1 pseudogene is annotated in these 265 nt (G+C 56.6%); it reads left to right on the forward strand.

Going from position 1 to position 265, the window contains the following annotated elements:
• A pseudogene (locus tag QP891_RS11760) lies at positions 1 to 265 on the forward strand (IS481 family transposase); the annotation flags it as partial.

Genomic DNA, 265 nt, shown 5'->3' on the forward strand with positions numbered 1-265 from the left:
ACGCCCACACCGCGCACTAGGACGACACACCCCACACCACAGCTACACCACCGGCACAAAAGCCAGCCCCAACGACAATCCCACACAAGAATGGCGCACCAGAAAAGACATCGTCTGGGACAACGGCAAAGTCACCGTCCGCTACGCCGGCAAACTCTTCCACCTAGGCATCGGGCGCGCATTCAAGAAACAAAAAATCCTCATGGTCATCGCCGACAACCACATCACCACATCACTAGCTGCGACCGGAGAAATCATCACCGAG

Origin of the sequence: Corynebacterium sp. MSK310 (assembly GCF_030227355.1) — a bacterium.
Lineage (GTDB): Bacteria > Actinomycetota > Actinomycetes > Mycobacteriales > Mycobacteriaceae > Corynebacterium > Corynebacterium rhinophilum.